Annotated in this window: 22 protein-coding genes; 6 read left to right on the plus strand and 16 right to left on the minus strand. The window is 61.4% G+C overall.

Going from position 1 to position 24,805, the window contains the following annotated elements; genetic code table 11:
- Positions 1–17: 17 nt before the first annotated feature.
- The 5 genes from prmB to dapC are packed head-to-tail and all read right to left on the minus strand — an operon-like array spanning position 18 to position 5,411.
- On the minus strand, positions 18–953 hold the full coding sequence (prmB, locus tag C8D04_RS05140) for a 50S ribosomal protein L3 N(5)-glutamine methyltransferase (protein ID WP_116003891.1): 936 nt from the start codon (positions 951–953) through the stop codon (positions 18–20).
- Positions 950–2,140, minus strand: coding sequence for a succinyl-diaminopimelate desuccinylase (dapE, locus tag C8D04_RS05145; protein ID WP_116003892.1), 1,191 nt, complete (start codon positions 2,138–2,140; stop codon positions 950–952). The genes prmB and dapE overlap by 4 nt, the downstream gene beginning before the upstream one ends.
- A gap of 15 nt (positions 2,141–2,155) precedes the next feature.
- Positions 2,156–3,325: a PilT/PilU family type 4a pilus ATPase gene (locus C8D04_RS05150; protein ID WP_116003893.1), complete on the minus strand. Its 1,170-nt coding sequence runs from the start codon at positions 3,323–3,325 to the stop codon at positions 2,156–2,158.
- 51 nt (positions 3,326–3,376) lie between these two features.
- A complete protein-coding gene (gene dapD / locus C8D04_RS05155) occupies positions 3,377–4,201 on the minus strand; it encodes a 2,3,4,5-tetrahydropyridine-2,6-dicarboxylate N-succinyltransferase (protein WP_116003894.1) in 825 nt (274 codons plus the stop codon).
- Positions 4,202–4,205: 4 nt separating this feature from the next.
- Complete coding sequence (dapC, locus tag C8D04_RS05160; protein ID WP_116006025.1) at positions 4,206–5,411, minus strand: succinyldiaminopimelate transaminase; 1,206 nt, start codon at positions 5,409–5,411, stop codon at positions 4,206–4,208.
- A 207-nt stretch (positions 5,412–5,618) separates the two neighbouring features.
- Between dapC and C8D04_RS05165 the strand changes: the two genes are divergently transcribed.
- Entirely contained in the window at positions 5,619–7,133 is a 1,515-nt protein-coding gene (locus C8D04_RS05165; protein WP_116003895.1) for a methyl-accepting chemotaxis protein, read from the plus strand.
- Positions 7,134–7,157: 24 nt separating this feature from the next.
- Here the strand turns inward: C8D04_RS05165 and rsxB are convergent, their stop codons facing one another.
- From rsxB to C8D04_RS05180, 3 genes are all read right to left on the minus strand, one after another.
- Positions 7,158–7,820: an electron transport complex subunit RsxB gene (rsxB, locus tag C8D04_RS05170; RefSeq protein WP_116003896.1), complete on the minus strand. Its 663-nt coding sequence runs from the start codon at positions 7,818–7,820 to the stop codon at positions 7,158–7,160.
- An 8-nt stretch (positions 7,821–7,828) separates the two neighbouring features.
- On the minus strand, positions 7,829–9,574 hold the full coding sequence (phaZ, locus tag C8D04_RS05175; RefSeq protein ID WP_116003897.1) for a polyhydroxyalkanoate depolymerase: 1,746 nt from the start codon (positions 9,572–9,574) through the stop codon (positions 7,829–7,831).
- A gap of 173 nt (positions 9,575–9,747) precedes the next feature.
- The gene (locus C8D04_RS05180) at positions 9,748–10,854 is read right to left on the minus strand and encodes a (p)ppGpp synthetase (RefSeq protein WP_116003898.1); all 1,107 of its coding nucleotides are present in this window, start codon (positions 10,852–10,854) and stop codon (positions 9,748–9,750) included.
- A gap of 183 nt (positions 10,855–11,037) precedes the next feature.
- On the opposite strand from C8D04_RS05180, the gene C8D04_RS19100 reads away from it, so the two are divergent.
- The gene (locus C8D04_RS19100; protein ID WP_279338422.1) at positions 11,038–13,785 is read left to right on the plus strand and encodes an EAL domain-containing protein; all 2,748 of its coding nucleotides are present in this window, start codon (positions 11,038–11,040) and stop codon (positions 13,783–13,785) included.
- On the opposite strand, the gene dusA is transcribed toward C8D04_RS19100, so the two are convergent.
- Positions 13,777–14,802: a tRNA dihydrouridine(20/20a) synthase DusA gene (gene dusA, locus C8D04_RS05190; protein WP_255415503.1), complete on the minus strand. Its 1,026-nt coding sequence runs from the start codon at positions 14,800–14,802 to the stop codon at positions 13,777–13,779. The two genes, C8D04_RS19100 and dusA, sit on opposite strands and share 9 nt — an antisense overlap.
- Before the next feature lie 86 nt (positions 14,803–14,888).
- Complete coding sequence (locus tag C8D04_RS05195; RefSeq protein ID WP_116003900.1) at positions 14,889–15,806, minus strand: folate-binding protein YgfZ; 918 nt, start codon at positions 15,804–15,806, stop codon at positions 14,889–14,891.
- A gap of 9 nt (positions 15,807–15,815) precedes the next feature.
- Here C8D04_RS05195 and mltG point away from each other — a divergent pair, with 9 nt between their 5' ends.
- The 4 genes from mltG to C8D04_RS05215 are packed head-to-tail and all read left to right on the plus strand — an operon-like array spanning position 15,816 to position 18,910.
- Positions 15,816–16,841 (plus strand): endolytic transglycosylase MltG, encoded by a 1,026-nt coding sequence (gene mltG / locus C8D04_RS05200; RefSeq protein ID WP_199562972.1) that lies wholly within the window; start codon positions 15,816–15,818, stop codon positions 16,839–16,841.
- A 16-nt stretch (positions 16,842–16,857) separates the two neighbouring features.
- Positions 16,858–17,535: a dTMP kinase gene (tmk, locus tag C8D04_RS05205; RefSeq protein ID WP_116003901.1), complete on the plus strand. Its 678-nt coding sequence runs from the start codon at positions 16,858–16,860 to the stop codon at positions 17,533–17,535.
- Complete coding sequence (locus tag C8D04_RS05210; protein WP_233521112.1) at positions 17,532–18,554, plus strand: DNA polymerase III subunit delta'; 1,023 nt, start codon at positions 17,532–17,534, stop codon at positions 18,552–18,554. Before tmk ends, C8D04_RS05210 begins: the two co-directional genes overlap by 4 nt.
- Positions 18,551–18,910 carry a PilZ domain-containing protein gene (locus C8D04_RS05215; RefSeq protein ID WP_116003903.1) on the plus strand — a complete coding sequence of 120 codons (360 nt, stop codon included), beginning with the start codon at positions 18,551–18,553 and terminating at the stop codon, positions 18,908–18,910. Before C8D04_RS05210 ends, C8D04_RS05215 begins: the two co-directional genes overlap by 4 nt.
- 103 nt (positions 18,911–19,013) lie before the next feature.
- Here C8D04_RS05215 and C8D04_RS05220 read toward each other — a convergent pair whose 3' ends face one another.
- From C8D04_RS05220 to C8D04_RS05245, 6 genes are read right to left on the minus strand one after another with little or no spacing between them, the layout of a single operon-like run.
- Positions 19,014–19,907, minus strand: a complete 894-nt coding sequence (locus C8D04_RS05220) for an ABC transporter permease (protein WP_233521113.1) — start codon at positions 19,905–19,907, stop codon at positions 19,014–19,016.
- Positions 19,888–20,862 (minus strand): ABC transporter permease, encoded by a 975-nt coding sequence (locus C8D04_RS05225; RefSeq protein ID WP_116003905.1) that lies wholly within the window; start codon positions 20,860–20,862, stop codon positions 19,888–19,890. The genes C8D04_RS05220 and C8D04_RS05225 overlap by 20 nt, the downstream gene beginning before the upstream one ends.
- 23 nt (positions 20,863–20,885) lie before the next feature.
- Positions 20,886–22,466 carry an ABC transporter substrate-binding protein gene (locus C8D04_RS05230; RefSeq protein WP_233521114.1) on the minus strand — a complete coding sequence of 527 codons (1,581 nt, stop codon included), beginning with the start codon at positions 22,464–22,466 and terminating at the stop codon, positions 20,886–20,888.
- Positions 22,467–22,493: 27 nt separating this feature from the next.
- On the minus strand, positions 22,494–23,504 hold the full coding sequence (locus C8D04_RS05235; RefSeq protein ID WP_243405756.1) for an oligopeptide/dipeptide ABC transporter ATP-binding protein: 1,011 nt from the start codon (positions 23,502–23,504) through the stop codon (positions 22,494–22,496).
- Entirely contained in the window at positions 23,501–24,544 is a 1,044-nt protein-coding gene (locus C8D04_RS05240; RefSeq protein ID WP_116003908.1) for an ABC transporter ATP-binding protein, read from the minus strand. Before C8D04_RS05240 ends, C8D04_RS05235 begins: the two co-directional genes overlap by 4 nt.
- 33 nt (positions 24,545–24,577) lie before the next feature.
- Positions 24,578–24,802: an acetyl-CoA carboxylase biotin carboxyl carrier protein subunit gene (locus C8D04_RS05245; protein WP_116003909.1), complete on the minus strand. Its 225-nt coding sequence runs from the start codon at positions 24,800–24,802 to the stop codon at positions 24,578–24,580.
- Between the last annotated feature and the right edge of the window lie 3 nt (positions 24,803–24,805).

A 24,805-nucleotide genomic window follows, 5' to 3' on the forward strand; every position in this document is an offset into this window, starting at 1 on the left:
AAAAACGGTAAGCCCAGCTAACGCAGGCCCGCGCCGCCGCGCAGGGCGGCCTGGGTAATGAGCAATACTTGGTCGGAGCCCGCACTTGTGTCCAGCCAAAACACCGGCAGATGGGGAAAAGCGGCCTCAAAATGTGCGCGCTCGTTGCCGATCTCCAGCAGCAGCACGCCATCCTCGGAAAGATTCTCCGGAAGGTCTCGCAGCAAGTGGCGAATGAAATCCATGCCGTCCGATCCTCCTGCCAGCGCCAGTTCGGGTTCGGCCCGATATTCAGGCGGCAGGCCCTGCATGCTGTGCGTGTTGACGTAGGGCGGATTGCAAATCACCAGGTCCCACGGGCCGGCTACATTGGCCAAGCCATCGGACTGCAGTAGGGCAATGCGCTTCTCAAGACCGTGCTTGACCACGTTGATGTGTGCAACCGCCAGCGCATCGGAAGAAATATCAGCGCCCGTGACGGCGACATCAGGCCATGCCATGGCCGCCAGTATGGCCAGGCTGCCATTGCCAGTGCATAAGTCGAGTACGCGGTGCGTGTGCTCGCTAAGGAAAGCATCCACACCCCCCTCCGCAATCAACTCGGCAATCAGGCTGCGCGGCACGATGGCGCGTTCGTCCACATAGAACGGCACCCCCTGCAGCCAGGCTTCGCGCGTGAGGTAGGCGGCGGGTTTGCGCGTGCTGATGCGTTCTTCAAAAAGTGTAGCTACCAGCGCTTTCTGGATGGGCGTTACGGGCTGATTTTGCTTTGAATCGGGGGCGTCGCCAAGCGGGGTGTCCAACGGCAGCCCCAGGCGCCAGAGCACCAGCCATGCGGCTTCGTCGTGGGCGTTGGTGGTGCCATGGCCGAAGGACACGCCAGCGGCCTGAAGCTGCTGCGCACCCGACGCGATGAGGGCGCCCACGGTGTCGCCGGCGAGCGGCGGCAAGGATGTGGCGGGGGCCGCACTCATGCGGCCTGCGCGCCAGCCAGGGCCTGCGCGTGGAGGTTTTCGAGCGTGCGGCGGTAGATGTTCTTGAGCGGCTCAATGTCCACCAGCGCGATGTGCTCGTCGATTTTGTGAATGCTGGCGTTGGGTGGACCACACTCGATGACCTGGGGACAGAGGGTGGCGATGAAGCGGCCATCGCTGGTACCACCAGTGGTCGAGAGTTCGGTGGTGATGCCCGTCTCGTCGGCAATGGCCTGCTGCACAGCAACCACCAGCTCGCCGGGGGTGGTCAGAAAGGGCTGGCCGCCCAGCGTCCATTGCAATTCGTATTCGAGTTCATGGCGGTCAAGCACGGTGTGCACGCGCTGTTTCAGGCCTTCGGCGGTAGATTCGGTGCAGAAGCGGAAGTTGAAGTCGATAACGACATCGCCCGGAATGATGTTGCTTGCACCCGTACCACCGTGGATGTTGCTCATCTGCCAGCTGGTGGGCTGGAAGAAGGCGTTGCCCGCGTCCCAGCGCATGGCGGCAAGTTCTGCCAGCGCGGGCACTGCCTGGTGAATGGGGTTGCGTGCCAGATGGGGGTAGGCGATGTGGCCCTGGATGCCGCGCACGGTGAGCTTGCCGCTGAGCGTGCCGCGACGTCCGTTCTTGATCATGTCCCCCGTTTTGCGCACGGCAGTGGGTTCGCCCACGATGCAGTAGTCCAGTTGCTCGCCTTGGGCACGCAATTGCTCGACGACCACCTTGGTGCCGTCGACCGACGGGCCTTCCTCGTCGCTGGTGAGAAGGAAGGCGATGTTCAGTAGTGGGTCCGGCGTCGCCAGCAAGAACTCTTCCACGGCGACTATAAAAGCGGCGATGGAGGTCTTCATATCGCTGGCACCGCGCCCGTAGAGCTTGCCGCCACGCTGCGTGGGCGTGAAAGGGTGGCTGCTCCATTGCGCAAGCGGTCCGGTGGGAACCACATCGGTGTGGCCGGCAAAAACTATTGTTTTAATAGCGTGTTGCGCTTTATGGACGGGCGCTACAGTGCGTTTTGACCATAAATTACTGACACGGAAATTGTCGGGGCCGCTGTCCATGGCTTTGCACACGAAACCCAGGGGTTCCAGTCGCTCGGTAATCAGCGCGAGGCATCCGGCGTCGTTGGGGGTGACTGAGGGGCGGGCAATTAGCGTTTCAGCCAGGTGCAGGGTTTGTGACATGGAAAAAGTGAGCGGTCAGGCGTCTGACTTGATATCAAGAATGATTTCGGTAAACGAGGGCTGGTCGTCCTGGTTCTGGACATCGCGGGCCTCCTTGTTGGCCTGGGCGGTTTTGGAGGCGAGCGCGAAATCGTTTTGCAGGCGCCACATCAGATTGGTAGGCGAGTCGGCGTAGGCCAGGCCTTCCTTGCGGTCGATACGGTTCTCCATGATGAGACGCGCGAGGTCTTCCTCGAAGGTCTGAGAGCCTTCAGCCATCGATTTTTCCATGGCTTCACGCACACCGGAAAAATCGCCTTTTTCGATGAGTTCGGACACCAGCTTGGTGTTGAGCATCACTTCGACCGCGGGCAGCCGCTCGCCTGCGGCCGTGCGCACCAGGCGTTGCGAGATGATGGACTTGAGGGCCGAAGACAGGTCGCCCAGCATGGTGGCGCGCACTTCCACGGGGTAGAAGCTGAGAATACGGTTCAGCGCCTGGTAACTGTTGTTGGCGTGCAGCGTGGCCAGGCACAAATGGCCCGACTGCGCATAAGCAATGGCGGCCGACATGGTTTCACGGTCGCGGATTTCACCGATCAGGATCACGTCGGGTGCCTGGCGCAGGGCATTTTTCAGGGCCGTCTGCAGTGACTGGGTGTCGCTGCCGACCTCGCGCTGGTTGACGATCGACTTGCGGTTGCGGAACTGGTACTCGACCGGGTCTTCGATGGTCAGGATATGGCCGGTCTGCATGCTGTTGCGCCGGTCGATCATGGAGGCCAGTGAGGTGCTTTTACCTGAACCGGTCGCGCCCACGACCAGTATCAGGCCGCGTTTTTCCAGGATCAGATCACCCAGCACGGGCGGTAGATTGAGGTCGCTCAACTCCGGAACCTGCTGGCTGATGAAGCGAATGACCACGGCATAGCTGCCGCGCTGGCGCATGGCACTGACGCGAAAACGCCCCACACCCGACAGCGGCACACCCATGTTGAGTTCACCCGTTTCTTCCAGCTCCTCGATGCGGTCTGGCGGCACGATTTCAGACAGCAGGTTGCGCGGCGCATCGGGCGGCAGCACCTGGTTGTTGATCGGCACGCTCTCGCCGTTGATCTTGATCAGTGCCGGGGCGTTGGCCGACAGGTAGACGTCTGACGCCTTCTTCTCGGCCATCAGGCGCAGGATGCGCTCCATAGTGCTCATGGTGAACTCCCTCAGGTGTTGTGGGTGCGAATGCCTGCGCCGGGTTGTTGATCAGTCGCGCAGCAGGTCGTTCAGGCTGGTTTTGGCGCGGGTTTGTGCGTCTACGCGCTTGACGATGATGGCCGCATACAGGCTGTAGCGACCACCATCCTTGGGCAGGCTGCCGCTGATGACCACCGAGCCGGCAGGAATGCGCCCGTAACTCACTTCGCCGGTTGCGCGGTCATAAATAGGGGTGCTTTGGCCCAGGTACACACCCATGCTGATGACCGAGTTCTCTTCGACGATGACGCCTTCGACGACTTCGGAGCGTGCGCCGATGAAGCAGTTGTCTTCGATGATGGTGGGGTTGGCCTGCAGGGGTTCGAGTACACCGCCCAGGCCCACGCCGCCGGAAAGGTGTACGCTCTTGCCTACCTGCGCGCAACTGCCCACGGTGGCCCAGGTGTCCACCATGGTGCCCTCATCGACGTAGGCGCCGATGTTCACGTACGATGGCATCAGGATGGCGCCACGGGCGATGAAGCTGCCCCGGCGCGCCACGGCAGGCGGTACCACGCGCACACCGGTGGCGGCCATTTCCTGGGCCGTGAGGTGGCCAAACTTGGTGGGCACCTTGTCGTAGAAGCCCAGGTCACCCGATTGGATGAGTTCATTGTCTTTCAGCCGAAACGACAGCAGCACGGCCTTTTTGATCCACTGGTGCACCGTCCACTGACCCACCGCCTCGCGCGTCGCCACACGCAGCTTGCCTGTGTTGAGTTCACCAATCACATGTTCGACCGCTTCCAGCACCTCTTTGGGGGCGACGTCGGGCGACAGGCTGGCGCGGTTCTCCCACGCGGTTTCGATGATGCTTTGCAGTTGTTGGGTCATGGATTTAAGCGGTACGGGATTGAATGAATTGCACGATGCGACGGGCGGCCTCGACGCATTCTGCGGTTTCGGCCACCAGGGCCATGCGAATGCGCTGGGCGCCCGGGTTGGCGCCAGCCGCTTCGCGCGCCAGGTAACTGCCCGGAAGTACCGTGACATTGTATTGAGCCAGCAGCGCCCGTGCGAACTCGGCATCGTTCATGCCAAGCGCAGCGGGAACGCCTGCCCACAGGTAAAAACCGGCATCGGGCAGGGCCACGTCCATCACAGGCGCTAGCAAGGGAGTGACCTGGGCGAACTTTTCGCGGTACAGGTTGCGATTTTCCAGCACATGCTGCTCATCGTTCCAGGCAGCAACGCTGGCCGCTTGCACCGCCGACCCCATGGCGCTGCCATGGTAAGTGCGGTACAGCAAAAACGCCTTGATCAAGGCGGCGTCGCCAGCAACAAAGCCGCTGCGCAGACCGGGCACATTGCTGCGCTTGGACAGGCTGGTAAACGACAGCATGCGACGGAAGTCGCTGCGGCCGAGTTGCGCGGCGGCTTCCAGCCCCCCCAGCGGAGGCTCATCACGGAAATAGATCTCGCTGTAGCACTCGTCAGAGGCAATCACGAAACCATACTGGTCGGACAGTTCAAACAGCTTTTTCCATTCTGCCAATGGCATGACTGCCCCCGTAGGGTTGCCGGGAGAGCAAACAAACAACAATTGGGTGTTTTGCCAGACGGCCTCGGGCACGCTGTCCCAGTCCACCGCAAAGTTGCGTGCAGGGTCGCTGGGGGCAAAGTATGGTTGGGCGCCCGCCAGCAAGGTGGCGCCTTCGTAGATTTGGTAGAACGGATTCGGGCACACCACTGTGGCGTTGGCGCGTGAGGGGTCAATGACGGTCTGCGCAAAGGCAAACAGGGCCTCGCGTGAGCCATTCACCGGAAGCACCTGCGTGGCCGGATCGACTGCCAAACCGTAGCGCCGCCCCAGCCAGTCTGCAAAAGCCTGGCGCAGTCGTGCTTCGCCTGCTGTTGCCGGGTAGTTGGCCAGGCCATCCAGACCCGCGACCAGTGCACTCTTGATAAAGGCCGGTGTCGCATGGCGCGGCTCGCCCATGCCCAGGCTGATGGGGGAGAAGGCCGTGGGTAACGGTACATCAGCAAAAAGCTGTCGCAGCCGCTCGAAAGGGTAGGGCTGCAAATGCGAAAGCAGGGGATTCATATGGCCGCCATTATGGGCGATGGCACGGCCACGATGGCCGCATCCTGGGTGCGCCTTGTCGTATGCAATGGGGGTTTTGGCATCTGTGTCAGTACCGTGCAAGCAGACTGTGAACACTGTAGTGGGTTTGCATTTCGTAACAGTATGTGCAAACCTTTAGCAGAGATTCTTCTGCCAGAGGGGTTTATAAGAATCCAGGAGGCTCCCATGACCGATTCCATCTTTATGCATCCAGGCACCTGGCTGATGCGCCGCTTTCACCTGTTGGGCAAACTGATGTTGCTGGGAGCGGTGATGGTGGCGATGTTCGTGGGAGCGGCCAGCCTGGCATCGCCGCAGACCGGGGCAGGCCTGCAATGGACTGTCGTTGGCGTCTGCGTGGCATTGCTCGTGTACCTGCTGGCAGCGTTGTATGCCAGTTTGGCCACGGACCTTGCCGCCCTGGCCCATGCCATGGAGAAAACTGCCCAAGGCGATTTGGGTGTACACATCAAAACCTCGGGAAACGATGAGCTGGCGGACTTGGCGCAGCGGCTGGACCACATGGTGCAAACCCTCTCGGCCATGGTGGCTGACATCCGCAGCAATGCCGCCCTGGTCGCCCATGCAGGCCAAACCATCTCTTCAGACAGCCGGGCGCTGGCCGACCGCACGGAGCAGCAAGCCGCCAACCTGGAGCAGACGGCGGCCAGCGTGGAGCAACTCTCGTCCACTGTGCAAGGCAATGCGCAGACTATTCGCGCAGCAGACCAGCAAGCCAGTGAGGTCAGCCGTGCAGCCGAGCACGGAACCCAGGCCATGGCCCACGCAGTGGAATCGGTGCAGGCCATCCAGCAAGATGCACGCCGCATGAACGAGATCATTGGTGTGATCGATAGCATTGCCTTCCAGACCAATATCCTGGCGCTCAACGCGGCCGTCGAGGCTGCCCGGGCGGGCGAGCAGGGTCGCGGCTTTGCCGTCGTGGCCTCTGAGGTACGCACGCTGGCAGGACGCTCCGGGGAAGCCGCCCGCGAAATCCGTGCGCTGATCAGCGCGTCGGTACGGCAGGTGGAGTCCAGCGCCGGCCTGATCCGCTCGGCTGGAGAGGGCATCTCTGCCATGGCCACGGGTATTCGCAGCGTGGCGGCCACCATGTCGGAAATCGCCACTTCCGGGGGCGAGCAAAGCACCGGCCTGCAGGAGATCACCACAGCGGTGCGCCAGCTCGATCAGATCACCCAGCACAACGCGCAGATGGTGGAACATGCCGTCGAGCAGGCCAGGGCGCTGGAAGGGCGGGCCAATACGCTTTCCCGGGCGGTCGAATCTTTCCGTCTGCAGCAAGGCACGGCGGACGAGGCGGTGGCGCTGACCCAGCGCGCGGTGAATATGCGTTCGAGCGGTTCACGCGATCAGTTTTTACGCAGCATCACCGACAAAAACCAGCCATTTCACGACCGTGACATGTATGTGTTCGCACTCGATTCCAGTGGAACCTACCTGGCCTTTGCCGGCAACGCCACTAAAGTAGGCACGCGCGTCCAGGACATTCCGGGCATTGCCGGCGATCAGTTGGTGCAGGACATCATTGCGCAGGCCGAGCGCGGCCCGGGATGGGTCGAGTACGACATCAACAACCCTGCCACGGGCAAGGTACAGACCAAAATGTCGTTCGTGCGCAAGGTGGACGACCTGTACGTGGGCTGCGGGGTCTACAAGACTTTGGCGGCGCGCGCCTAAAGCCAGGTAGCCGCTCAACCGGCTTTAGAGGGAGCGGCGAGCCCGTGCCCTTGCCAATGCGGCCGCGATGGTGGCCTGTTTGTCTGCAATAGGCGAGGAGGGTGGGGCGTCGCCCTGCGGCGCACTGGCAGCGTCCTCCTGGCCGTTGACCAGGCGCCGGTCAAGCACAGCACAGTCACCAACGGCCAGGCGAGCCTGGCGCTGGTGGTAGCGTTCTTGCGCCTGTTGCGCCTGTGCGGGCGACCAGGCATCCCAGCCCGTTGCTGGCCCACTGGCATTGACCAGCGCCATGCAATCAACTGGGCAGGCCGGAATGCACAGCTCGCAACCCGTGCAATGCTCTGGCAAAACGGTGTGCATGAGCTTGTTGGCACCCACGATGGCGTCTGCGGGGCATGCTTTGATGCACAGCGTGCAACCAATGCACCAGTCTTCGTCGATCACCACCACACTGCGTGGCCCTTCCACGCCGTACTGGGGGTCAAGGGCCTGCACGGGCAAGCCCGTAATTGCTGCCAGCCGGGCGACGCCTTGCGCGCCGCCTGGGGGGCATTGGTTGATGCCCGCGTCTCCCGCTGCAATGGCGTGTGCGTAGGCTGCACAGTCGGCATAGCCGCAGCGCGTGCACTGCGTCTGCGGCAGGGCCGCTTCAATGCGGGCCGCCAGACCCGCTTGCCGTATGGGCATTGCCGGGGTCAGGCGGCCTTGTTGCGCGCCGGATTTTTGCTGCGCACTGCTGGGGGCGCTGCGGTGACCGTGGTATTGGCTACGGCCACGGCTTCGCGCTCAGGCTGCACGGCAGGCGCCGCTGCGGCTGTGGGCGACGCCGAAGCGTTGCCTGCCGGCGTGGCCCAGCGCGTGGTGGGAGCCGTGGGATCTGCGGGCGATGCCGTCGGCACAGGCTTGGCCGCAACAACAGGGGTTTTTTTGTTGGCAGGGGCGGCTACAGCCGATTTTGCTGCTTTGGTAGCGTGCGCAGATGCGACGACCTTCGCGCTCACAGCCTTGCCTGCGGCGGCCTTGGATGCTGCCACGCCCTTGGACGGGGCGGCCTTGGGCTTTGCGACTGCCTTGGTAGCAACGACGACCTTGGCTGGACTGGCTTCTGCGCGGGCGACAGCCTTTGGAGCGGCGGCTGCAGCGGGAGCGGCGACAACGGGTGCCTGCGGCTTGGCCACTTTTTGATGCTCCAGAATGAAAGCACGCACCGCTGGGTACACCGTCTCACGCCAGCGGCGACCGCTGAAGATGCCGTAGTGACCGGCACCCTTGGCCTCCAGATGGCGTTGCTCTTTGCCTGGCAGACCACTGCAAAGGTCGTGCGCGGCGCGGGTCTGGCCCGAGCCGGAAATATCGTCCAACTCACCTTCAACGGTCAGCAGGGCACCCTGGGTGATATCTTGCGGACGCACCCGTTCGATCGTGCCCGCAGAGGAACGCACGTCCCAGGTGCCGTTGACCAGCTTGTGGTCCTGGAACACGGTCTTGATGGTTTCAAGGTAGTAGTCCGCATCCATGTCGAGTACGGCGTTGTACTCGTCGTAGAACTTGCGGTGGGCTTCGGTGCTGTTGTCGTCGCCCTTGATCAGGTTCTTGAAGTAGTCGTAGTGGTTGACGGCGTGGCGGTCGGGGTTCATTGCCACGAAACCGGTGTGCTGCAGGAAACCTGGATAGACGCGGCGTCCCGCGCCGGGGAAATTGCCCGGGACACGGTAAATGACATTGTTCTCAAACCACTCGTAGCTTCGCTCGCTGGCCAGGTTGTTCACTGCAGTGGGCGATTTGCGGGCATCGATGGGGCCGCCCATCATGGTCATCGACAGCGGTGTTTTTTCGCCACGACTGGCCATCAAAGAAACCGCTGCCAGCACAGGCACGGTGGGCTGGCACACGCTGACCACATGGCAGTTGCCGTATTTTCCCTGCAGGTGACGGATGAACTCCTGCACATAGTTGATGTAGTCATCCAGGTGGAATTCACCCTCGGAAAGAGGCACCAGGCGCGCGTTCTTCCAGTCGGTGATGTAGACCTTGTGGTCGCTGAGCATGGAGCGCACGGTGTCGCGCAGCAATGTGGCGTAGTGGCCTGACAAGGGCGCCACGATCAACACCACGGGCTGGATCTTGAGGTTTTCCAGCGTCTTCGGATCGTCCGAGAAGCGCTTGAAGCGGCGCAGTTCGCAGAAAGACTTGTCCAGTTCCACGCGTTCGTGGATCGCCACTTCAACGCCGTTCACGGCCACAGTCCGGATACCGAAGGTCGGTTTTTCGTAGTCTTTGCCCAGCCGATAGATCAGGTCGTAGCCTGCCGACATGCGCTGGGCCAGCGGCGTCTTCTGGAACGGCGAGGACGGGTTGCTGTAGAGCTTGGAAGCAGCCAACGCAAAATCTGCGAAGGGTTCCATGAAGGAGCGCTGGGTTTCAAAGATCTGGTAGAGCATGGGGCGAAATCCAATATGTTGCAGTGCAATATAACAGCATTTGGTTACTGGTGTTGGCAGTAAAACTACTAAGAGAGCGTCACGTTGGTGACACAGTAACAAGCAAGAAATGGCTGCTATCAAACATCCGATTGCTATCAACAATATAGCTGCTAACGCTTTACCTAATTGCCTTATACGCCTTTTTTATCTATATCTTTGACGGCAGCCTGACTGCCTGCCTGCGACTGCAACCAGGCATCGAACGAGGTACGCGACACCTTGCGCAGCGCTTGGCCGAACACCTCCTTGTTACCCAGATACAGGCAGTGCCGGATGACGGTATAGGCGTTGAACTTGCCGTTCGGGTTCTGTTCTTCGAAATACTGCTTGTAGCGTTTGACAATGCCGATGTTCTGCCGCAACAGGCCATTGAAGCGTGCGCGGGTAATCCCGGGCGACCAGGCGTGGATGTCGTCCACGAAACTGTCCAATTTGTGCGGTTCAAACGTGAAGTCGCGGAAAAAATGCGTGGCGATCTTGAGAAAGGAGAACGCATCGAGCACGCTGCCTGGCAGCGCAGCCTGGGGCATAGGCTGTGGATCAAGATCGGCCAAGGATTCGTCGGTCGCGTCGGGGGCCTTGAGCAATTCAGCTTCGGTTTCGTCGCGGATTTGCCGAAATTCGCGGTCAGCCAGCTCAAACAGGGCAGACAGCACGTTAATGCGTCGCTTGAGTGGGCCGGGAATGGCCTTTTTGTACTTGATCTTATGGTCCAGCACGCTCCAGGAGTCCTGGATGATGGTGCGGATCTGCAGCTCGATAGGCCACGGCGCAAGCAGTGCATGCGCTGGCAGGGCGGCCTGCGAGGCATTCAGGCGCAAGTCCAGGTGCAGGCCCTTGTAGCCAAACGCAGCCTCGGTCCCCTCCACGGCGCTGACCTTGTCCGTCACCTCGATCACATCAAACAATGACTGCACTGCCGCCGCTACTTTTTCCAGTTCGTCTTCGTACAGGCAAACCACGCGCACACCAATCAGGTCGCTGATGTAGTCGCGTATTTCATAAGGTGTGCTGCTTTCCTCCAGCACGGCGCGGTATTTGCGCGAGAACTTGCGAATGCACTCGTCGCGCTCCTTGACCCGGCCTTCCACCTTGGAGATCTCGACCTGGCCGTTGCGGGCTACGTGCGAACCTACCAAATCCACAAAAGCCGCGCAGGCCGCCTGCAGTTGGCTCTGGTGTTTGTCATGGAAGGCCAAGAAGCGGGATTCCTCCAGTTCGAAGTCAAGCGATGGCATGGGGCGGGCTTTCTGAAAGGCGGGTGTGTCGTGTTGCTTGGATTCTCAGGGGTATCTGGCATTGGCCGAGCCGCTCTGTCGGGCAGTTTCGCAAAATTGGGCAAACTTGTTAACCTATACAAGCTGCTACAACGCCCGGTTCTTTCGCGGTCGGCCAGCTGCCTTGGCCTTCTCTTCCTGTTCATGCAAACCACTGCCTCCACTGTAGTTTCGCAGGAGCCCCGCATTCCCGGGCACCTGCCGATGTTCGCCGGGCTATTGCTGGCGGTGTTGCTGCTGGGCCTGACCTGGCGGCACTGGGTCAGCGAAACACAGACTTCCCTTGGTCGGCGCCAGCAAGCCTTCACAGCGGCGGTGGACCGTAACACCTACAGCATCCGTGACCAGATGGGCACCCTGGCGATGATGCTGCGCGGCGTCAAAGGGTATTACGACGGTTCTGAAAGTATCGACCGCGAAGAGTTCCATGCCTATGTAGCAGCGCTGTCGCTGGAAGACACCCTTCCTGGTCTGCAAGCCGTGGCTTATGCGCCACGCCTCGTAGCAGGCCAAGTGCAGGTCCACGAGCTGGAAATGCACAGCAAGGGTTTTCGCCGCTACGCAGTTCAGCCCGCCGGGGATCGCGCGTATTTCGCTCCCCTCAGCTATATCGAACCACTCACCGGCCGCAACCTGAAAGCGCTGGGGTTTGATATCAGCACGGTTCCAGCCACCAGGGATGCGCTGGAACGCGCCCGTGATACCGGGAAGGCCTCGTTGAGTGCCGCGTTGACGTTGCGGCAAGACGCAGGCCGCAAGGATGCTGTGGGAGTCGTCATGTACCTGCCCATCTATACCAAACCCAGCGACCCCGACACGGTTGAGGGTCGCAGGCGGGCGCTGTTCGGCTGGATATCAGCTCCCATTCGCATCCACGAGATGCTGCAGGGCATGACCCGGCAACTTGATCCCGACATCGACCTGAGCATCCGCGATGTGGGCGCTTCTGAAGGCTTGGCACTGCTGTACGGCAACTCCTCGGCTGGCGACTCTGACCTGCACGAAACCCGACTCTTGGACATTGGCGGCCGCACGTGGGAGCTTTCCATGCGCGCGCTGCCGCACTTTGAGCAGCGCTTTAAAAACAATAACCAAGCCTTTAACGCCATGATGGGCGTGATGCTCAGCTTGATGGTGGGCGGACTGATCTGGTTTTTCTCCACCGCCCGGGTGCGTGCCATGACACTGGCCCATCGCATGACCCAAGCACTGCGCTCCACCCGCGACGATCTGGAGAGCACCCTCAACGCTATTCCCGACTTGCTTTTTGAACTCGACCAGGAAGGGCGCATTCACCACTTCCGCTCGGCACGGTCTGGTCTGCTGGAATTGGCTCCCGAGATGTTCCTGGGCCAGCGGCTGATCGATCTGGTAGCGCCCGAAGCCGTGCCGGGCTGCCGCACCACGCTCCAGGCGGCCATGGACACAGGCTATTCAGCCGGCCACCAGTACCGCATGGACCTGGGCGCGCAAAGCCACTGGTTTGAACTGTCGATTGCCCGCAAGGACGGCATTCCCGCAGGTCAGGGGCAACGCTTTGTCGCCATTGCGCGGGACATTACCGAACGCAAGCAGGCCGAGGCGCGCACACACCAGCTGGCTTACTTTGACACCCTGACGGCGCTGCCCAACCGCCGCATGCTGCTGGACCGCCTGGAGCACGCATTGGCATCGGCACGCAAGTCGGGACAGGTCGGTGCGCTGTTTTTCATCGACCTGGACAACTTCAAGCAAATCAACGATGCCCGCGGACACACCCTGGGCGATGCGCTGCTGGTGCAGGTTGCGCAGCGCCTGACTGGGCTGGTACCGGTCAGCGCTACCGTGGCACGCCTGGGTGGCGATGAGTTCGTGCTGTTGCTCAACAACCTTGCCCTGGACATGCATGACGCAGGGCGCGAAGCGTTGTTGATGGGCGAGACGATCCGTAGCGCACTGGAAGATCCGTACACGATTGAGGGGCGCTCGTACGACGCCACCGCCAGCATTGGCATCACCTTGTTTCCCAAAGAGCACGAGGAGGTGGAAGACCTGCTGCGGGAAGGCGATACCGCGATGTATCGTGCCAAGGACCTCGGGCGCAACCGCATCAGCTTCTACGAGGCGGCGATGCAGGCCGACGCGCAGGAGCGCCTCGCGCTGGAGCAAGATTTGAAGAAGGCCAAGGCCGAGGGTCAACTGGCGGTGTATGTGCAGCCACAGGTCAATGCGGCCGGTACGGTGGTGGGGGGCGAGTTGCTGATGCGCTGGAACCACCCGGTGCGGGGCAGCGTTCCGCCCAGCTGTTTCATACCTGTAGCCGAGTCCTCGGGATTGATTTTGCGCATGGGCGATTGGATGATCGAGCAGGCCTGCGAAGCGCTGGCGCGGCTGGAGGCAGCGCAGCGCGTCGTCTCCCTCTCCGTCAACGTGAGCGAACGCCAGTTTCGCCAGGATGATTTTGTCGAGCGCGTGCGCGGCATGCTGGAGCGCACGGGCGCTCCGCCCGAACATCTGATCCTGGAAGTGACCGAAAGCCTGTTGATCGAAAACCTGGACAAAACCGTAGCCCGCATGACCGAACTGGTTCAGATGGGGCTGCGCTTCTCAATCGACGACTTTGGCACCGGCTATTCCAGCCTGGCCTACCTGAAGAAGCTGCCGATTTTTGAGTTGAAAATCGACAAAAGCTTTGTGCAAGACACACCGGACGACCCCAACGGGACGGCGATTGTCGAGTCCATCCTCGCCGTGGCCCGCCACCTCAAGCTGCGGGTGGTCGCCGAAGGTGTGGAAACCAGCGCCCAGGCCGAGTTTCTGGCCTCGCACGATTGCGACTGTCTGCAGGGCTATTTTTTTGGCCGCCCCGAACCGCTCGAGCCCTGGCTGCAGCGCAGGCTGACGTCAGTGTGATGCCGCTTCGCGGCGCTCCTGCACTTCCACTTGGGCCGCGTGCGCCAACGCCATCACCTCACGCGGCGGGCAGTCCTTGAGGTGGTGGTCGCTCCACACCTGGCGCCAGCGCCGCGCACCCGGCAAGCCGTGGCGCAAGCCCAGCATATGGCGGGCAATCGCGTACCAGTGCGTGCCGTAGGCTGCAGCTTCCCGCTCCATGTACTCCACCATGGCGGCCTCCACCTCGTCACGGGTCAGCGGATTGGGCGCTCCGCCGTAATACAACGCGTCCCAGCCGGTCAGCCACCAGGGGTTGTGGTAGGCCTCACGGCCGACCATCACACCATCGAGGTGGGCAAGTTGCTCCTGTACAGCCACATCGGTGTTCAGCCCCCCGTTGATGGCAATGGTCAAGTCTGGAAAATCACGTTTGAGCTGGTGCACGACGTCGTAGCGCAGCGGCGGCACCTCCCGGTTTTCCTTGGGTGACAAACCCTGTAGCCAGGCATTGCGTGCATGCACGATAAACACCGAGCAGCCCGCCGCATGCACCGTGCCGATGAAGTCGCGCACAAAGCCATAACTCTCGTCCTTGTCGATGCCAATGCGGTGCTTCACGGTGACCGGCACCTGCACCGCATCCACCATGGCCTTGATGCAATCGGCGACGTGCTGGGGCTCCTTCATCAGGCTGGCCCCAAAAGCACCGCGCTGCACCCGGTCACTGGGGCAGCCGCAGTTCAGGTTGATTTCGTCATACCCCCACTGCGCGCCCAGTTGCGCACTGCGGGCCAGGGTGGCCGGATCGTTGCCACCGAGCTGCAGCGCCACAGGATGCTCTTCGGCGTTAAAGCGCAAATGCCGCTCGGTGCCGCCGTGGATGATGGCGCCGGCATTCACCATCTCGGTGTACAGCAGCACATGGCGACTCAACAGCCGGTGCAGGTAGCGGCAATGGCGGTCCGTCCAGTCCATCATCGGGGCAATGGACATACGCCAGGGACTGTGCGGGGTGGTGATCTGGGTGGATTCCAAAGGTGTGTCTACCAAACGGTGGGCATCAACGCAGTGCCGCTCTCCTGCCTGTGGCAAAAGGGCACGCACAACCGTCGCCTGCGGGGTCAAATATCTTCGAGCAAGAGGTAGGGCAGGGAGCCCAGGGTCAAGGCCGCGCCATCCACGGCTGCGGCGCGCAACCCGCCTTGTTCCGCTGCCGCAATTTGCAGTGAAACAATCGCGTCCCACCCCCCATTGGGAGCCGGGGCGGCCTGCACCACGGTTCCACAGGGTTGCTCGGGATCGGCGGGGGCATACACGTCGGCGCCTGCCAGCAGTTCGGCGTCGGCATGGGCCAGATAGGCCCTGCGTTTGATAGCCCCCCGGAACTGGCTGCGCGCCACTACTTCCTGGCCGGGGTAGCAGCCTTTCTTGAAGCTCACGCCATCGACCGATTCGTAGTTGAGCATCTGGGGCACAAAGGCATCCACCAGCGGCGCAGTCAATGTGGCAACGCCGCTTTGCACCTCGCCCCAGGCCCACAGCGCCGGGTCGATCGCGGGCCCGGCCGGTGCGGGTTCACCCGCCGGCGCCAACCACAAGGCCCGGGGCTGCCCTGCTGCAGGCGGCAGATGCACCACAATTTTATTATCAAAATCGACTTTCGACCAAGCTGGTTGAGAGCCTCCAGCTACGGATTCAATAGCATTTCCTGCTAACCCAAAAATCTGAATGTCTGCTGTGGCGTCGGTCAGTTTGGCCTTGGCGCGCATCACGAACATGGACAAGCGTTTGAGCGTAGGCGCCAGCAGGTCACGGCTGCACACCAGCCACACTTCGGTGGGGCTGCGCTTGAAACCAATGAAACTGGCCTGCATGCGGCCTTTGGCCGACAGAAAGGCGGTCAGCCGCGCGTGACCCATGTCCAGCAACGCGAAGTCATGGGTCAGCTGGCCATGGAGAAACTTGACGGCGTCATCGCCTTCGGCGCGGATCACGCCCAGGTGGTTCAGGGGGGCAATGCCATGGAAATTCGAAGTCATCCCTGAATTATGATGCCCCCTCTCATACATACACATAGCAGGGTTGTGCGACGTCTTCTGGTCTGGTTATTGTTCTTGGCAACGGTCTTCGGTGGCGCAGCAGCTTGGTGGCTGCACGCCCCCTTGCCCATGGGCGCCGAACCACTGGAGCTCGCCATCGAGCCCGGAACGCCCCCGCGCGCCATTGCACGGGACATCGAGCAGGCCGGTGTCCGGGTCGATTCCCGCATTCTGTTTGCCTGGTTTCGCCTGTCCGGCAAGGTGCGCGAGATCAAGGCCGGCAACTATGAGATTCCCCCAGGCACCACGCCACTGACCCTGCTCGACAAGCTGGTGCGGGGCGAGGAATCCCTGCGCAGCCTGACCTTGCTGGAGGGATGGACCTTTCGCCAAGTGCGCGCCGCACTGGCACGCGAAGAGGCTCTCAAGCACGACACTGCCACCCTCACGGATGCCGACCTGATGGAGCTCCTGGGGCGTCCGGGTGTGCACCCTGAGGGCCGTTTCTTCCCCGACACCTACACCTACGCCAAGGGATCGAGCGAGTTGGCGGTTCTGCGGCGTGCTCTGCATGCCATGGACCGGCGCCTCGAAGCGGCCTGGGCGCAGCGGGCCAATGACACCCCTCTCAAATCCGCCGACGAAGCACTGATCCTCGCCAGCATTGTGGAAAAGGAAACCGGGCGTGCAGCCGACCGGGCGCAAATTGCCGGGGTGTTCAGCAACCGGCTGCGCACTGGCATGCTGCTGCAAACCGACCCGACCGTCATTTACGGTCTGGGCGAAAAATTTGACGGCAACCTGCGCCGCAAGGACCTGCAGACCGACACCCCCTGGAACACTTACACCCGCGCGGGCCTGCCGCCCACGCCCATCGCCATGCCGGGCAAGGCCTCGCTCCTGGCGGCTGTGCAGCCCGAAAGCACCCGCGCACTGTATTTTGTGGCGCGGGGCGATGGGTCCAGCCATTTCAGCGCTTCGCTGGACGAGCACAACCGCGCCGTCAACCGTTTTCAGCGCGGCCAGTCGCAATAAAACGAAAGTCCGTCGCATGAGTCTCCCCGGCCTGTTCATCAGTTTTGAAGGCATCGATGGTGCGGGCAAGTCCTCGCACATCGAGACACTGGCCAACGCTTTTCGGGCCCAGGGCCGCACCGTAGTCACTACCCGCGAGCCCGGTGGTACGCCGCTGGCAGAAAAATTGCGCAACATGCTGCTGAATGACAGCATGGATGCACTGACCGAAGCCCTGCTGGTATTTGCCGGAAGGCGCGACCACTTGCGTACCGTGATCGAGCCTGCATTGGCCGGTGGTGCCGTGGTGCTGTGCGACCGTTTTACCGACGCTACTTTTGCCTACCAAGGGGCAGGTCGTGGTTTCTCTCTTGAAACGCTATCTTTTTTGGAGCGCGTTGCGCAGACGGGTGTTGCCCTGGAGCCCGATTTTATGCGAGAACCTGATCTCACGTTCTGGTTTGAGCTAGACCCCGCCATTGCGGCCCAGCGCCTCTCCCAGGCGCGGGCACCGGACCGTTTCGAGGCCCAGGATGCTGCTTTTTTCGCGCGTGTGGCCCAGGGCTATGCCCAGCGCGCCGCCGGGGCTCCCAAACGTTTTGCCCGGCTTGACGCTGCGCAGCAACGGCCCCAGGTATGGCAGCAACTGCAGCAGGTACTGGTGCGCAAGGGCTGGCTGCAAACCTCGACCGCGCAGACTGGAGCAACCCCTTGAACACCTCACCCCTGGCACCCTGGGTGGCCGCTCAGCGCAACACCTTGCTCGCGCAGCGCGGCCACGCCTGGCTTTTGCACGGCCCCTCGGGGCTGGGACAATACACGCTGGGCCTGGAGCTGGTACGCGCCTGGCTCTGCGAAGCGCCATCGCCCCAGGGCGCCTGCGGTCAGTGCAGCAGCTGCCACGCCATCGACGTGCATGCGCATGCCGACCTTTGCATGCTGATGCCTGAAGTAGACATGCTGGCCCTGGGGTGGCCTCTGCCTGAAAAAGCACAGGCCGAAATTGACGACAAGTCGCGCAAACCCAGCCGGGAAATCCGTGTCGAGGCCATGCGCAATGCGGTCGAATTTTCCCAGCGCACCAGCGCTCGCGGTCGGGGCAAGGCGGTGCTTGTCTATCCCGCAGAGCAGATGAACCACGTCACGGCCAATGCGCTGCTCAAAACACTGGAAGAGCCGCCAGGCGATGTGCGCTTTGTGCTGGCCAGCGAAGCCGCGCACCAGTTGCTGCCCACCATCCGCAGCCGCTGCCTGGGCCACACCATGGTTTGGCCCGATGCGCCTGAGATGCTGGAATGGATGACCGGGCAGGGCGTTGCACCTGCCGCCGCCACGGCCTTTTTGCGTGCAACAGGTGGGCGCCCCGATGACGCCTTGGCATTGGCCCGGTCTGGCCAGGGGCCCGAGGTCTGGGCGCAGTTTCCGCAGGCCATGTTGCGCGGCCAGGTCAGCGCATTGGCCCAATGGACTCCTGCGCAAGCCATCGATGCAATGCAGAAACTTTGCCATGACCTGATGGCCCTGCGCACTGGCGCCGCGCCACGCTACTTTGCAGTGGCGGACCTACCGCCACCGCCAGCGTTGGCACCGCTCACGCGCTGGTCGCGTGCGCTGATGCAGTCCGCCCGCACCGCCGAGCATCCGTTCAATACCGGGCTGGTGCTGGAGGCGCTTGTCGCCCAGGCGAGAAACGTCCTACACTCTCCCCAACGTACCCCGCCCGCAACACCATGAGCAGCCCTCCCACCGCGCCCCGTCCCAGTGTCATGCAACTGGCTATCAAGGAAAAAGGGGCCTTGCATGCGGCCTACATTCCTTTTTTCGTCGAGGGTGGCATCTTTGTACCCACGCCGCGCGAATACCGGCTGGGCGATGATGTTTATGTGCTGCTGACCCTGCCCGATGACCCCCAGCGCTACCCCGTAGCTGGCCGTGTGGCCTGGGTCACGCCCGCACGGGCTGGAGGTAACCGTACCCAAGGCGTCGGTATCCAGTTCCCCAAGGACGAAAAGTCACGCCAGCTCAAGCTCAAAATCGAAGAACTGCTGGGCACAGCGCTGGGATCTGAGCGCCCCACGCAAACCATCTAATCCAGCACAAAAAACCGTAGCTTTGGCGCTGGCACCCCGGGGCTCTATACGAACCGTCTTGAAGCCCGGTGCAGACAAAATCCCTGCAGCCGGGTGGCGCGCTTCACAAACGTCGGTTGGTGGGGTCCAGTTCCTTGCGCAGAGCCTCGCCCAGACTATTGAACGCCAACGCGGTGCAAAGTATCGCCAAACCAGGCGCATACATTTGCGAGGGCTCGATCTCCATGCTTTGATAGGCTCGTGCCAACATGGCGCCCCAACTAGCTTCTGGCGGCTGGATACCCAAGCCAAGAAAGCTGAGACTGGCCTCCGCCAGCAGCGCCCCCGCTAGCAAAATAGTGATCTGTACCAAAACAGGCTGGATTGCGTTGGGCAGCACATGGCGCCACAAAATATGCGTGGTGGACGCACCGTAACAACGCGCGGCATCCACGTATTGTTCCTGACGCACGATCAGTGTGCGTGCCCGCACGATGCGTGCGAGCTGCGGCGCAAAGACAATACCCACGGCTATCATGCCGTTAGTCAAGCCAATACCCAGCGCTCCCGTGACAGCGATTGCCAGGACGATGGCAGGAAACGAGAGCAAGGTATCTATCACGCGACTGACCACCGTATCCAGCCAGCCGCCGCGAAAACCCGCAAGAATGCCAATCGGCACGCCCAGAATAAAGGCAATGCCGACAGCCAGTGCGCTTGCGTACAAGGCCACACGCCCTCCATAGAGCAGGCGGCTCAGGATGTCTCGACCAAGGTCGTCTGTGCCCAGCCAATGCTGGGCTGAAGGTGCTGCCAGCGTGTTTCCCAAGTCTTGCATGGAAGGCGAATAGGGAGCGATCAATGGCGCGCCAAAAGAGACCAGTACAAGCAGCACTAGAAAACCTAGGCTGAGACCTGCCCAGGGGTCTCTGCTCAGCCACGCCCCAATCGCGCTATGCCATGTGGGGGAAAAGGGAGGCGTAAGGGTAGTGGCCATGTCAATGAAGGCGTGGGTCAATCACGCGATAAAGCAAGTCTGCAAGAAGATTGAGGAGCAAAACGATCACCACGAGCACCAAAATGACGCCCTGCACGACAGGAAAATCACGCTGAAGTGCAGCGCCAACAATCAGGCTGCCCACGCCGGGAATCGCAAATACCGCCTCGATCACCACGGTGGCCGCCAGCATGCGGTTGGCCAGCAAGGTCAGGACTGTGAGAAGGTTGATGCCCACGTTCTTGAGCCCGTGTTTCCAAAGAATGGCTGCGGACGAAAGTCCCTTTGCATGCAGCGTGCGCACCTGCTGCGATTGCGCCAGTTCGGCGAGCGAGCTTCGTATCTGGCGTGCCACTTCGGCTATTCCGCCTGCGGCAAGTGCCATCGCAGGGAGAGCTGCATGGTGCAGCGCGCTGACCCAGTCGTCCTGCCACGCGACGGCACCGGTGACTGGAAACCAGCCCAGTTGCAAGGCGAAGAACGCAATCATCACCATGGCCAACCAGAAATTGGGGACAGCCACCCCCAAAGACGATAGCGCCATAAGAACCCGATCCAGCCCCCGGCCCTGGTGTGCCGCCGCCAGGATCCCCAAAGGAGCCCCCACCGCAAACGCCAGCACCAGCGCCATCACCACAATGAGCAAGGTGTGGGGCAGGCTGCGTGCAATCGAGGTGGCAACCTCTTCACCCGACAGCAAAGAGCGTGAAAGGTTGCCTTGCACTGCGTCAGTGAGCCAGGAAAAATACTGCACGAAAAAGCTACGGTCCAGGCCATAAAGCTGCCGGATTTCGGCAATTCGCGCATCGGATGCGTTGTCGCCGGCCAAGGTGACAGCGATGTCACCCGGAACAAGCTTGAGCAGACCGAACGCCACAAAGGTGGCGAACAGCAGCACGGGCAGCGACTGGGCCAGTCGCCCCCATAAAAGGCTCAGACCTCTTCCGTTACCCAGTTCCCGCAGCAATTGGCGCATGACCGCAGCCCTCCGTTACCGCGTCAGGACGCGAGCCAGACGTCGTTGAATTTCGGCTTGCCCAGCAAGTTGGGCACGAAGTCGCGCACTTGTGGCGCGGCTGCCGCCACTTCTACCTGGAAAACCAAGGGCGCCACGTAGGCTCCTTCCATGACGGTACGCTGGATGCTGGAGAACACCCGCTGGCGGTCTGCCAAGGTCTCGCGGGCCCGGCTCTCCTGGAGCAACTTTGTGAACTCTGGAGAGATTTCCGTACGTCCGGCATTGAAATAGGCGCTCGTACCATACAGAGATCCGTAGGACATACTGGGATCGGGTCGCCCAGTCCAGGCCGACAACAGGGCGTCCGTTTTCTTCTCGCTACCAAAGAACTGGGAGGCAGCTTCGGCCACCGGGGCGGCAATGAAGCGCGTCTTGATCCCGACCTTTCCGAGCTGCTCCATCACGATTTCGTTGCGGCGCACCGAGTCTTGGTCATTGTTGCCACCAAACACAATTTCGATGTTGGAGAGGCCTGACTCTGCAACCAGTTTGCGTGCACGCTCGGGATCAAAGGGGTACAGGCCCACCAGTGATTTGTCGTAGGCCCAGTGGGCCGATGGAAGTTGCATGTGCGCGATTTCGCCCAGGCCTCCCATACCGGCCTTCAAGAAGGCGTCGCGGTCGATGGCAAAGTTGATGGCTTGACGCACCTTGAGGTTACTGAGTGCACCACGCGCGAAGTTGAAGTAAATCTGATGCAGGTACAGCGTGGGGCCCGTGACGAATTTCAAATTTTTGGCACGGTCGATGATTGGTTTGTAGCGTGCAGACAAGGAATGCACAAAATGGTTCTGGTTGGCCACTACCGAGCGCAACGCCGTAGCGTTGTCTACGATGATGTTGAATTCGATGCCGTCCACATAGGGCTGATCAGCGCGCCAATATTGTTCGTGCCGCACCAACGTCACGTTTTGACCGTCGGCCCATTTGACGAATTTCCAAGGGCCGGCGCCCACTGGCTTGCGGTCGTGGTCCGCGCCCAGTTCGCGCACAGCCTTGGGCGACACCATCATGCCGGCACGGTCCGACAAGGAGGCGGGCAGGGTGTAATCCGGCTGGTTCAGCGATACCTTGACCTGCAGGGGGCCTGTCACTTCAACCTGAGAAATGTTGGCGAGGTCTGCCTTGAGGTTGGAGCGCGCGTCCTGGCGATTCCGGTCAAGATTGAACTTCACGGCTTGCGCGTCGCACGCAGTGCCATCGTGGAATTTCACCCCGGGGCGCAGCGTTAACACCATGGTGCGTGGATCTGGAAATGCCCACTCTGCAAGGCCAGGCTTGGTCTGCAGAGTCTTGTAGTCCCACTCCACCAAGGTGTCATAAAGAGTCCACAGGTAGGCGTGGTCGGTTCCTGCTCCTCCGGTGGCCGGATCCAGGCTCGAGGGATTGACCAGCGCGGCCACCTTCAGAACGCCGCCTTTTTGGCGTGCAGCCTGCGCCCAGACGGGCATGCTTGCTCCGCCCGCCATGGCAGCGCTGGCTGCCAGCATGGACGCCAGGGCGCGTCGCCGCGCAGGGTCAAAGGCATGGGACGGCGTAGTGTGCAAGATGTCTGTTTTCACTTTTTGTCTCCTGGGGTCGGTTGAAAGTCAAATAGCAGGCAAGGGATCGGCCTGGGCGATGTGGCAAGCAACCCAATGCCCGGGCTTCAATTCGTTCCAGGCGGGTACTTGTTCTGCACAAACAGGCAGCGCATGGGGGCAACGGGTGCGGAAAACGCATCCCGAGGGAGGCGCAACCGGGCTTGGAATGTCGCCATTCAAGGCCATGCGCTGTTCCTGTCGCATCGATGCAGGCAAAGGCACAGGTTCGGCCGACAACAACGCCTGTGTGTAGGGATGCAACGGGGCATGTGCCACGGATTCAGCGGGTCCCATTTCCATGAAGCGGCCCAGGTACATCACCGCCACGCGGTCGCTGATGTGCGCAACTACGGAAAGGTCATGGGTGATGAAAACGTAGGTCAGCCCCAGTTCACGCTGTAGTTCAGCAAACAGGTTGAGCACTTCACCGCGAATGGACACGTCCAGCGCGGCCACGACTTCATCACAAACGAGGAGCCGAGGATGCAGGGTGAGCGCACGGGCGATATTGGCGCGTTGCTTCTGTCCACCAGAGAGCTGGTGGGGGTATCGATCGGCATGCGCCGCTGAAAGCCCCACACGCTCCAGTGCCTGTTGGGCCGCTTGATGGCATGCCTGTCGTGTCAGTGTGCCCGTCACCAGTAAGGGCTCGGCCACTGATTCGCCAATCTTCATGCGGGGATTGAGCGAGGCGTTCGGGTCTTGAAAAATGATCTGGAATTGCCTGCGCTCCACGCGCAATTGCGCCGCAGTGAGTGTGGTTGGATCCACACCAGCATGGGCAATGCGCCCGCGTGTGGGCGCTACCAAGGACACCAATGCCCGGCCCAGTGTGGTCTTGCCGGAACCAGATTCCCCAATGATGCCGAAAGTTTCCCCGGCGCCAACATCAAAACTCACCCCGTTGACCGCCTTGAGCGTCTGGCGCGTACCTTTCAATGCAAACTCCACCTGCAGGTCATGTACTTGCAAAAGGGGTACGCCGTTCATGGACTGGGTTCCATTCGGTGCGCTCATGGCGTGATCACTCCGGGCAACGTCAGTTGTGGGGCACGGATGCAGCGCACCAGGCTGCCCTTCCCCTCGAGCGCCACCAACGATTGAGGCTGCTGGCATTCAGCCTGGGCGTGCAGGCAACGTGTTTGAAAGCGGCATCCTGCAATCTCGTCCTGGGGTGCTGGCACACGCCCGGCCACGAAACCCAGCGGCGCCTTTCGTTTGGAAAAGCGCGGCAGTGAGCGCAGCAAGCCGGACGTGTAGGGATGCCGTGGCTCCAATAAGACGCTGTCAACCTGCGCGTCTTCAACCACTTCACCTGCGTACATGGTCACCATGCGCGTGCAGGTCTCTGCAACCACGCCCAAGTCATGCGTGATAAACAGAAGCGCCGTTCCAGTGCGTTCGCTGAGGTCGCGCAGCAAGGCCGTGATTTGGGCCTGTACCGTTACATCGAGCGCTGTAGTGGGTTCATCTGCAATCACCAGACGGGGCTCACAGATCAAAGCCATGGCGATCATCACCCGTTGGCGCATACCGCCAGAAAGCTGGTGCGGATACTCGTCATAGCGCTGGCGGGGCAGGGGGATGCCCACCTGCGCCAAAGCGTTTTCGGTGCGTTCGCGTGCTTCTGCCCTGGAACACTTGAAGTGAGCCCGGTAAGCCTCAGCGATCTGCTCACCCACTGTGAAAACGGGGTCAAGCGCACTCATGGGCTCCTGAAACACCATGCCTATTCCTCGGCCGCGCAGGGCGCGCATGCGCCGCTGGCTGAAGCCCAGCAAATCCTGGCCATCAAACAGCACCTGACCCGAAACCTGTGTACCCATCGGAGGCAGCAGACGCATCAAAGCCAGGCCCGTGACGGTTTTTCCGCACCCACTCTCGCCGACCAACCCAATGCGTTCACCCGCATGCACGTTGAAGGAAACGTTGCGTACGACCGGTGACGGACCTGTACTGGTAGCGAAAGTCACCCCAAGGTTGCGCACTTCAAGCACCGGAGAGGCTGCAACTGAGGGCGAAGGAACAGAGGGGGTCATGGACGAGAGGGTTTGCATGGGCACACCAGGAGCGCAGTAAAGTCTGTCGCCTTAGTTGGCAGTGACGACCGCAAGGATCTGGCCTTCTTCGACCATGTCTCCTTCGGCAACCAGCACACGCACCAAAGTGCCATCCACCGTCGTCTCCAAAGGAATTTCCATCTTCATGGATTCGACAATGAGCACGCTTTCACCCGTGATAACGGCATCGCCGATGTTCTTTTCGATCTTCCAGACCTTGCCTGTGACCAGAGATTGCAATTGAATTTTGTTCATGGG

The sequence above is a fragment of the Simplicispira sp. 125 genome, assembly GCF_003096555.1.
Classification (GTDB): Bacteria; Pseudomonadota; Gammaproteobacteria; order Burkholderiales; family Burkholderiaceae_C; genus Simplicispira.